This is a genomic window from Knoellia remsis (assembly GCF_003002895.1).
Taxonomy (GTDB): Bacteria; Actinomycetota; Actinomycetes; order Actinomycetales; family Dermatophilaceae; genus Knoellia; species Knoellia remsis.
Window position 1 is genome coordinate 82,329 of sequence record NZ_PVTI01000014.1, and the last position, 8,799, is coordinate 91,127.

Here is an 8,799-nt window from a genome sequence, read left to right on the forward strand (position 1 = left end):
GGCACGTCCACGCTATGCCAAGGAGGCGCGCTCGTCCCGGTATCGTCTGGCGGGCGCGCTGCCGACTGGTCGCGTGGTCGGGCGCGCGCGGGCCTCTAGCTCAATCGGTCAGAGCTGCGGACTTTTAATCCGTAGGTTGTGGGTTCGAGTCCCACGGGGCCCACCCATCGTTTTCGGCGCGCGTCAGAGGGGCAGGTCGACGCCCTGTTGGCGCAGCTGGTCGGCGCCGATGGTGACGATGATGCCCAGCACGGCCGAGCCGACGAAGCCGATGACGCCCGGCAACCGCTTGCCCAGCGGACGGTCCGGGCGGCGACGGATCCCGATGAGCTCGGTCACGGCATACGCGATGACACCGAGGAAGAGCGGCGCCATGACGATGGCCCAGAACCAGAACCACCGCGTCCCCACCCTCGGCACCGCACCGAAGATCAGCCCGGCCAGGAGGAGGAACCCGCCGAGGCCCGTGATGCCGCCCAGGATGCTCGCGTCCCCGAACTGGAACGCCCGCATGGGGGCCTGAGACTCCAGGAGCTGGCCGACGAGCTCGCGCGATCGCTGGTCCGCGGCCTGACGCATGCTCTCCCCGGGACGCTGCACCATGTCGGAGGCGGCAACCTGCCAGCCGGTCGCGCCCCACACCCGCCACACGATGATGCCGCCCGTGTCCTGCTCCGGCACGGAGTCCATGCCATCGGTGGGCGGGGCACCTCCCGTTCCATCGCCCGGCATGGTCGGGTTCGGGCCCGACTCCTGCGCGTTGACCTGGTTCGCGACGAGGCCATCGAACCGCCCTCGGTCGAGCGAGTTCGCGACGTACCACTCCTGGACGCTGCCGTCACGGATGTCCCGCTCCAACTCCCCATAGGACGACGCCCGCAGACCCTCGGTCCATGCCTGCCCGAGCAGCATGGCCACGACGACGAGCACCGCGCCACCGAACGCGACCATGAACCGACCGTGCCAGTCACCGAACGACCGCTTCGGCGCGCCACCCACCGGCACGTGACCGACCGCCTCGCCACCCACGGGCTGCTGCGTGATGACGGGCGGGCCCTGCTCCCCTGCCCCAGTGCTCATAGTTCAGAGTGGCACGACCCCACGCCCCTGCGCAGCCCCTTCGCGCCGCCGAGTCTCAGGCGCCGGCCAGCTCAAGCACCGGCGGCAACAGGAAGAGCATTCCGAGCGACCACGTCAGGTGCGTGACGACCGGCCCGAGGATCCCGCCGGTGACGCGGCGCTGCAACCCAACGACGGCACCGAGCAACACCGCCGCCAGGACCAACAGCGGGATACCCGAGCTCGCCGTCACGACGGCATACACGATCGTCGTGACGAGCACCGCGTGCCGGCGCCCGACCGCGGCAAAGAGCGCCCCGCGGTAGTACAGCTCCTCGGCGACCCCGTTGACGGCGGTGATGACCGCGACGACGGCGAGCGAGCCGAACCGCGCGTGGTCGAGGAGCTCCTGCACCGGCCCGACGAGGAACGGGATGCGGGCCACGACGAGCGCGCCGACGAGGAACAGCGCCAGCAGCAGCCCCCCGAGCACGAGCGACTGCACGACAGCCCGGCTCGGCGCGACCCCGGACCGCGTCCGCGCCCGCCCGAGGTGGAGCGGACCCGAGAGCCACGCCCCGCCGGCCCACACCGCCGCCAGCAGCAGCGTCGCGACGTAGAACAGCTCGTTCCCCGGCGCGACCCGCAGCGCCCACGCGTTGACGGCGATCCCGATGACGAGGGTCACCACGGCCACGACGCGGCGACGCCGAAACGCCCGGTCCGACTCGGAGTGGTCTCGAGGGACGGGATCGACGAGGGCCGCGCGAGCGAATCGCTGCAGTTCGGCGAGGGGGTTGACCATGACGCATGAGACGATGCCACAGATGCCGCACACACCCTCTGACCAGCCCGTTCGCGTCCTCGTCACCGGCGCGACCGGCTACATCGGCTCGCGTCTCGTCCCGGCCCTCCTCGAGGCCGGACACGACGTCCGAGTCCTCACCCGCTCGCGCGACAAGCTCGCCGAGCGCAGCTGGATCGACCGCGTTGACGTCGTCGAGGGCGACGCCACCCGGCGCCGAGACCTCGACACGGCGCTCGACGGGATCGAGGTCGCCTACTACCTGCTGCACTCGATGGACGGCGGCGGCGACTTCGAGGAGCGCGACCGCGAGCTGGCCCGCCAGTTCGGCCTCGCCGCGCAGGCCGCCGGGGTGCGCCGCATCGTCTACCTCTCCGGGCTGCACCCCGACCAGAACGCCAAGGGTGGGCTCTCGTCGCACCTCGCCTCACGCGTCGAGGTCGGTGACCTGCTCATGGCGTCGGGCGTCCCGACCGTCGTGCTGCAGGCCGCGATCATCCTCGGCTCGGGGTCGGCGTCGTTCGAGATGCTGCGTCACCTCACCCACAACCTGCCGGTGATGCTCACGCCGAAGTGGGTCGAGAACCGCATCCAGCCGATCGCGATCCGCGACGTCCTGCACTACCTCGTGGGCGCGGCGACGATGCCGGGCGACCCGAACCGCACCTTCGACATCGGCGGCCCCGAGGTCCTCACCTACCGCGACATGATCCGGCGCTTCGCCGCACTCAACGGCTGGCGGCCGCGCCCGATCGTCTCGGTGCCCGTCCTGACACCGCGCCTCGCGAGCATGTGGGTCAGCGTCGTCACGCCGGTCCCCGCCGGCATCGCCAAGCCGCTCGTCGGCAGCCTCGTCCACGAGGTCGTGACGCAGGAGAACGACATCGACGACGTCATCGGCCCACCGCCGGGCGGCGCGCTCACCTACGACGAGGCCGTGCGCAGTGCCCTCGGCGACACCCCGCGCGACGATCGCGGCCGTCCCGAGCCCGGCACCGTCGACCCGGCTCAGCTCACCGCCGCGGACCCGGACTGGGCCGGAAGGTGACCTGGGCGACGTCGAGGTAGCCAGACGCGAACCCCGCCTCGCAGTACGCAAGGTAGAACTCCCACTTGCGCCGGAACGTCTCGTCGAAGCCGGCCCCCTCGATCGTCGGCCACTGCTCCAAAAACGCCCCGCGCCAACGCCGCAGCGTCTGCGCGTAGTCCTGTCCGAACGCGTTGACGTGCGTCACCGAGAGGCCGGTATGCCGGCCGCTCACCTCCGCGATCGCGTCCAGCGAGGGGATGAGCCCGCCGGGGAAGATGTGCTTCTGGATCCAGCCCCACGAGTGGCGGGTCGCGAGGTAGCGGTCGTGGTCCATGAGGATCGCCTGGACGACAGCTGCGCCGTCCGGGGCAAGGAGGTCGTCGATGGTGGCGAAGTAGTCGGGCCAGTACTCCTCGCCGACGGCCTCGATCATCTCGACCGACACGATGGCGTCGAACCGGCCGTCGGTCGCGGGCGTGAGCTCGCGGTAGTCGCGCAGTGCCACCTCGACCCGGTCGTCGAGCCCCGCCGCCGCGATCCGCTCGCGCGCCAGGCCCTGCTGTTCCCGGGACAGCGTGATCGTGAGGACGTCCGCGCCACGAGCAGCGGCGCGCAGCGCGAGCTCGCCCCAGCCCGTCCCGATCTCAAGCAGGCGCGTGCCCGGGCCGACACCGGCGGAGTCGAGGATGGTGTCGATCTTGCGGTGCTGCGCCTCGACGAGGTCCTGCGTCTCGAGCGGGCGCGACCGGTCGAACAGGGCCGACGAGTAGCTCATCGTCGGGTCGAGGAACGCGGCGAAGAGGTCGTTGGAGAGGTCGTAGTGCGCCTCGATGTTGCGCCGGCTGCCGGTGAGGGTGTTCCGCGTGGCGGCCGGGAGCGCACGGTCGACGATGCGTCGCAGGGCGAGGAGCGGCTTGGGCAGGAGGCTGCCCATCCGGGCGGCGAACGGCGCGAGCGCGTCGGCGAGGTCCGTCCCGGGCGCGGCGCGCCAGTCACCGGCCATGTAGGCCTCGCCGAGGCCAATCTTCGGGTGCGCCTCGAGGCGGCGATAGAGCGCGCTCGGCCGCACCACCTCCAGCGTGAGGCTCGCGTCGCCGTCGCCGCAGCTGTCGCCCCCGACGGTCGTGCCGTCGGGGTAGAGCAGCCGCACCGGCATCCCGGCGACGACCTGGTGGACGAGCGAACGGGCGATACGTCCCCGGGTGAACAGCGTTGTCGCAGTGGGCATCTCGACGGCTGTCAGCGCTTCTGTCGTCATCGCACGCTCTCCTCGGGGATGGTGGTGTCGGCCCGTCGAGGCCGGGGCTGGACGGGCAGTCGGCGCGCCCAGAGGCCGATGCCGTGCGCCCGGATGAGTGCCGTCACGCGCTGGGTCATCAGGGGGTGACGAGCGACCGTCTCGGCCACGACGCGCGGCGTGGCCGGACGGGTCTCGCCGTCGACGACAGCCGTGAGGACGAGCTGGCCCTCGCGCCGCAGCCGCACCCCGACGGACACCCGCTCGGCGTCGAGGTGGACGCGCAGCGCGTACTCTCCCGACACGTCGTTGAACGGCGAGACGTAGAACTCCTTGTCCACGGCGGCGTCACCCCACGCGTCCGGCTGCACGGCATACGCATGGCGGCCGCCGTAGGTGTTGTGCACCTCGACGACGACGCCGTGGAGGGTGCCGTCGTCGCCGAGGCACCAGTAGGCCGTCATGGGGTCGAAGACGTGGCCGAGGACGCGCGCGTGGGTGAGGGCGACGACGCGGGTCACCCCGTCAGTCGGTATGCCGGCGCGCGCGAGCACGCGCAGGACGTTCGCCTTGAGGTCGGTGAGGGTTCGCGGGGAGGAGAGGTGGTCCTCCGGTCGGAACGAGGCGACCGGTCGCAGCCACGCGGGCAGGTGCAGGGGCGCGTCGAGGTCGAGGAGCCACTGGTAGTGGCGGTGGGTGAACTCGCGGCGGAACGGGACGTGGCGGACGTGCCGGACCGTGCCGACGACGAGAGCGGGCAGCTGGGGCAGGTCGACGCTCACCGACGCTGCGTCCCCACGAGCTTCACGGCGCGGGGTGCGCACGGTGCTCACGCCCACTCCACGCCGAGTGCGGCGGCGGCCTCGACGCCGGAGCGGCAGCCGTCCTCGTGGAACCCCCAGCCCCAGTGCGCACCCGCGAAAGCCGTTCTGGCAGTGGTGATCTCGTCCCGTCGGTGCTGGGCCCGGACGGCGGCGAGGTCGTGGATCGGGTGGCTGTAGTCCATGACCGCGACGACCGTCGAGGGGTCGATGAGCGCGGTCGCGTTGAGGGTGACGTAGAGCGGGTCGTCCGCCGGAAGGCCCATGAGTCGCGTCATGTCGTAGGTGACGACGGGACCGGTGGCCCCGTCGGTCGCGGTCGAGCTCGGGCGGGCGACGCGGTAGTTCCACGATGCCCGGGCCCACCGTGCCCGGGGCAGGAGCGAGGGGTCGCGGTGCAGGACGGTCTCGTTGCGGGAGTAGCGGAACGCGCCGAGCACCTCCTTCTCGGCAGGCGTCGCGTCGGCGAGGAGACGGAGTGCGTCGTCGCCATGGGTCGCGACGACGACGTGGTCGAACCGCTCGACGACGCCACTGCCGCCGCCACCACCGTCGGCCACGTGGACGTCGACACCGTCGTCGTCGCGCGCGATGCCGGTCACTGCGATCCCGCGCCTGACCTCGCTCCCCCGGGACTCGAGCCCGGCCGCGACCGCCTCGACATAGGTCGCGGACCCGCCGACGACGGTGCGCCACTGCGGTGAACCGGTGACGCTGAGCATCCCGTGGTGGTCGAGGAACTGGAAGAGGTAGCGGGCCGGGTAGTCCAGGGCGTCGCCACGTCCGCTGGACCACACGCACGAGACGAGCGGGACGGCGTACAGCTCGACGAACGACGCCGGGAAGCCGCGCGCGGCGATGAAGTCGCCGTAGGTCGTGGTGACCTCGTCGCCGGTCGAGGCGAGGAACCCGGTGGCCTCCTCGTGGAAGCGCCGCACCGAGCGCAGCATCGTGAGGTAGTCGCGGGACAGCAGCTGGCGCGGCCGGGCGAGGAACCCGGACACCCCGCGACCGCCGGCGAACTCGACGCCGCTGACGGGGTCGCTGATCGACATGGACATCTCGGTGTCGCGGACCACGACGCCGAGCTCGTCGAAGAGCCGGGTGAGGTGCGGGTAGGTGCGGTCGTTGTGGACGATGAAGCCGCTGTCGACGCGCGTCTCGGCGGCGCCGGCGGAGGCGCGCGCTGAGACCGTGTGGGTGTGCGCGTGCCCGCCGAGCCGGTCGTCGGCTTCGAAGAGGGTCACGTGGTGTTGCTGCGAGAGCACGTGCGCCGCCGTCAGCCCGCTCACTCCAGAGCCCACGACAGCCGTGCGGGGCCGGGGCCGGGGTGCCGCCGGAAGGGCAGCCTCGCTCGCAGTCATGTCCGCCATTCGTCGCAGGGGCCGGGCCGGATGGGTTTGGATGGCTCCATCGTGGCCGCTCGAGAACCCATCCGCGCGTCGAAGGGCACCGAATGTCAGATGTGAGCACCCACCCCGGATCGACACCCGTGCCCGCGGGTACCACCGTGCCCGCCAGCATCGCCCCGCGCCTCGAGGCCGCCCTCGCGCCCGTGCTGCGCGGACCGTTCCCGGTGGGTCTGCGGGCCTGGGACGGCTCCCGCACGGGACCGGCGGAGGGGCCGGTCCTCGTGCTGCGTTCGCCACGGGCGCTGCAGCGGCTGCTGTGGTCGCCGGGCGAGCTCGGGGCCGCGCAGGCCTACGTCACGGGAGAGCTCGACATCGACGGCGACGTCGGGGAGGCCCTGGACGCCACGCGCGCGGCGCTGCTCGAGCGCGGTGTGAGCGGCCTCGACCCGCGCGCTCTCGCGCGGACGGCCCCCGGGCTGCTTTCGCTCGCGCGGGAGGTGGGTGCGCTGGGGCGTCCGCTTCCCCCGCCAGCGAGTCAGGCGCGGGTGCGCGGGCGACTGCACTCACTCGGGCGGGACCGCGACGCGATCAGCCACCACTACGACCTGTCGAACGCGTTCTACGAGCTGCTGCTCGACCCGCACCTGGCCTACTCGTCGGCGTGGTTCGCGGCCGACCCGGCGACGTCCGGGCAGTCGCTCGAGTCGGCGCAGGCCGCCAAGCTCGACCTCGTCTGCCGCAAGGTGGGGCTGCGCGAGGGGGCGCGGTTCCTCGACGTCGGGTGTGGCTGGGGCTCGTTGTCGCTGTATGCCGCGGAGCACTTCGGCGCGCAGGTCACCGGGGTGACGATCGCCGCCGAGCAGAAGGCCTTCATCGACGCCCGGATCCACGAGCGCGGGCTCGAGGACCGGGTGACGATCCGGCTGCAGGACTACCGCGACGTGCCCTCGGCCGGTGACGGGCCGTACGACGCGGTGGCGTCGATCGAGATGGGTGAGCATGTCGGGGAAGGCAACTACCCGGCATACGTCGCGGTGCTGCGCGAGTGCGTCAAGCCCGGCGGCTACGTGCTCGTGCAGCAGATGTCACGCCGCGGGCGGCACCCCGGTGGTGGGCCGTTCATCGAGTCGTTCATCGCCCCGGACATGCATATGCGGCCCGTCGGCGAGACGGTCGAGCTGCTCGAGTCGGGCGGTCTCGAGGTGCGGGACGTGCACGCGATGCGGGAGCACTACGTGTGGACCGTCGACGCGTGGCTCGACACGTTCGAGAAGAACTGGGCGTCGGTCGTCGACCTCGTGGGCGAGGAGGTCGCGCGCGTGTGGCGGCTCTATCTCGTCGGAGGGCGCCAGGCGTTCCGTGATGGACGCATGGGGGTGGACCAGATGCTGGCGCGCCGTCCCGGCGGGGCACCGGTCGCCCGTGAGGCGGTGCGGTGATGGGGCGGTTCGTCCTCGTCGCGCTGCTCTCTCTGCTCGCGGCCGGTGGTGTCATGGCGGTGACGGCGCTCGTGGCGCGGCGGGTGGGGCGCGTGAGCGTCGTCGACGTGGCGTGGGGGCTGGCGTTCGTCGCGATCGCGTGGGTGTGCACCCTCGTCGGGCCCGGGCCGCGGCCGCTGTTGCTCGCGGTGCTCGTGACCGTGTGGGGTGGGCGGTTGGCGTGGCACATCGCGCGCCGGGCACACGGTGGCGGCGAGGACCCGCGCTACGAGAAGCTGCTGTCGGCAGCGCCGCCGGAGAAGCGTTTTGGGTATGCCGTCCGCAAGGTCTTCGTCGTCCAGGGACTCGCGGCGTGGTTCGTGTCGCTGCCGCTGCAGGTGGCCGCCGCGTCGACGGGGCGGGACGAGGGGCTCGGGTGGGTGGCCTGGCTGGGCGTGCTCGTGTTCGTCGTCGGGCTGGTCTTCGAGGCGGTCGGGGACGCGCAGCTGCGGGCGTTCAAGGCCGACCCCGCGAACCGCGGGAAGGTCATGGACCGGGGACTGTGGGGATGGACCCGGCACCCGAACTACTTCGGGGACGCGGCCGTCTGGTGGGGGCTGTGGATCATCTGCGCCGAGGTCTGGCCGGGGGTGCTGACGGTGCTGTCACCGGTCGTCATGACGTACTTCCTCGCCTTCGCCACCGGCGCGCGCCTGCTCGAGTCCGAGATGGCCAAGCGCCCCGGCTACCGCGAGTACATGGAGAGTTGAGTCCATAGGGTTGGTGTACGACGACACCGGTGAGCGTGTCCCTACGCACGTAGGTGCGGTCACCGCGTGATCCTTCGAGTGAACCTCTCACAGCACTCTCGAATGGAGCATCGCGATGACCGCGAACACCAGTATCGACCCTGCCGTCTTCCTGCACGACCAGCTCGCCCAGGCCAGCCCGGACCTGATGCGCGATCTGCTGACCACGTTCATCAACGCGCTGCTGTCGGCGCAGGCCGATAGCGTGTGCGGTGCCGAGTACGGCACCCGTAGCCCGGACCGCACCAATAGCCGCAACGGGTACCGG

9 protein-coding genes and 1 tRNA gene are annotated in these 8,799 nt (G+C 71.8%); 5 read left to right on the top strand and 5 right to left on the bottom strand.

All coding sequences use genetic code 11. The features are described 5' to 3' along the window. The first annotated feature begins 89 nt into the window (after positions 1-89). Positions 90-163 (top strand) — tRNA-Lys (locus tag BCF74_RS09875). Between the two features lie 20 nt (positions 164-183). On the opposite strand, the gene BCF74_RS09880 is transcribed toward BCF74_RS09875, so the two are convergent. Both BCF74_RS09880 and BCF74_RS09885 read right to left on the bottom strand, forming a co-directional pair. Beyond that, positions 184-1,080, bottom strand: a complete 897-nt coding sequence (locus BCF74_RS09880; RefSeq protein WP_146132923.1) for a hypothetical protein — start codon at positions 1,078-1,080, stop codon at positions 184-186. Between the two features lie 55 nt (positions 1,081-1,135). Continuing rightward, positions 1,136-1,864, bottom strand: coding sequence for a CPBP family glutamic-type intramembrane protease (locus BCF74_RS09885; protein ID WP_106297790.1), 729 nt, complete (start codon positions 1,862-1,864; stop codon positions 1,136-1,138). On the opposite strand from BCF74_RS09885, the gene BCF74_RS09890 reads away from it, so the two are divergent. Then, positions 1,863-2,912, top strand: coding sequence for an NAD(P)H-binding protein (locus BCF74_RS09890; RefSeq protein WP_106297791.1), 1,050 nt, complete (start codon positions 1,863-1,865; stop codon positions 2,910-2,912). The two genes, BCF74_RS09885 and BCF74_RS09890, sit on opposite strands and share 2 nt — an antisense overlap. On the opposite strand, the gene BCF74_RS09895 is transcribed toward BCF74_RS09890, so the two are convergent. From BCF74_RS09895 to BCF74_RS09905, 3 genes are read right to left on the bottom strand one after another with little or no spacing between them, the layout of a single operon-like run. Beyond that, positions 2,878-4,152: an SAM-dependent methyltransferase gene (locus tag BCF74_RS09895; RefSeq protein ID WP_106297792.1), complete on the bottom strand. Its 1,275-nt coding sequence runs from the start codon at positions 4,150-4,152 to the stop codon at positions 2,878-2,880. The two genes, BCF74_RS09890 and BCF74_RS09895, sit on opposite strands and share 35 nt — an antisense overlap. Continuing rightward, a complete protein-coding gene (locus BCF74_RS09900; RefSeq protein ID WP_245889291.1) occupies positions 4,149-4,964 on the bottom strand; it encodes a DUF1365 domain-containing protein in 816 nt (271 codons plus the stop codon). Before BCF74_RS09900 ends, BCF74_RS09895 begins: the two co-directional genes overlap by 4 nt. Then, positions 4,961-6,316 (bottom strand): NAD(P)/FAD-dependent oxidoreductase, encoded by a 1,356-nt coding sequence (locus BCF74_RS09905; protein ID WP_342747563.1) that lies wholly within the window; start codon positions 6,314-6,316, stop codon positions 4,961-4,963. Before BCF74_RS09905 ends, BCF74_RS09900 begins: the two co-directional genes overlap by 4 nt. Before the next feature lie 146 nt (positions 6,317-6,462). Here BCF74_RS09905 and BCF74_RS09910 point away from each other — a divergent pair, with 146 nt between their 5' ends. The 3 genes from BCF74_RS09910 to BCF74_RS09920 all read left to right on the top strand — a co-directional run. Beyond that, positions 6,463-7,743: an SAM-dependent methyltransferase gene (locus BCF74_RS09910; protein ID WP_245889292.1), complete on the top strand. Its 1,281-nt coding sequence runs from the start codon at positions 6,463-6,465 to the stop codon at positions 7,741-7,743. Then, on the top strand, positions 7,743-8,492 hold the full coding sequence (locus BCF74_RS09915) for a DUF1295 domain-containing protein (protein WP_106297795.1): 750 nt from the start codon (positions 7,743-7,745) through the stop codon (positions 8,490-8,492). Before BCF74_RS09910 ends, BCF74_RS09915 begins: the two co-directional genes overlap by 1 nt. Positions 8,493-8,607: 115 nt before the next feature. Continuing rightward, positions 8,608-8,799, top strand: a 192-nt coding sequence (locus BCF74_RS09920; protein ID WP_177426648.1) for a transposase, incomplete at its 3' end; no start/stop codon positions are given.

Excerpts from the sequence above, each read along its gene's own strand:
- BCF74_RS09880 (WP_146132923.1), bottom strand. The coding sequence starts at position 1,080 with ATGAGCACTGGGGCAGGGGAGCAGGGCCCGCCCGTCATCACGCAGCAG.
- BCF74_RS09890 (WP_106297791.1), top strand. The coding sequence starts at position 1,863 with ATGACGCATGAGACGATGCCACAGATGCCGCACACACCCTCTGACCAG.
- BCF74_RS09885 (WP_106297790.1), bottom strand. The coding sequence starts at position 1,864 with ATGGTCAACCCCCTCGCCGAACTGCAGCGATTCGCTCGCGCGGCCCTC.
- BCF74_RS09895 (WP_106297792.1), bottom strand. The coding sequence starts at position 4,152 with ATGACGACAGAAGCGCTGACAGCCGTCGAGATGCCCACTGCGACAACG.
- BCF74_RS09905 (WP_342747563.1), bottom strand. The coding sequence starts at position 6,316 with ATGACTGCGAGCGAGGCTGCCCTTCCGGCGGCACCCCGGCCCCGGCCC.
- BCF74_RS09915 (WP_106297795.1), top strand. The coding sequence starts at position 7,743 with ATGGGGCGGTTCGTCCTCGTCGCGCTGCTCTCTCTGCTCGCGGCCGGT.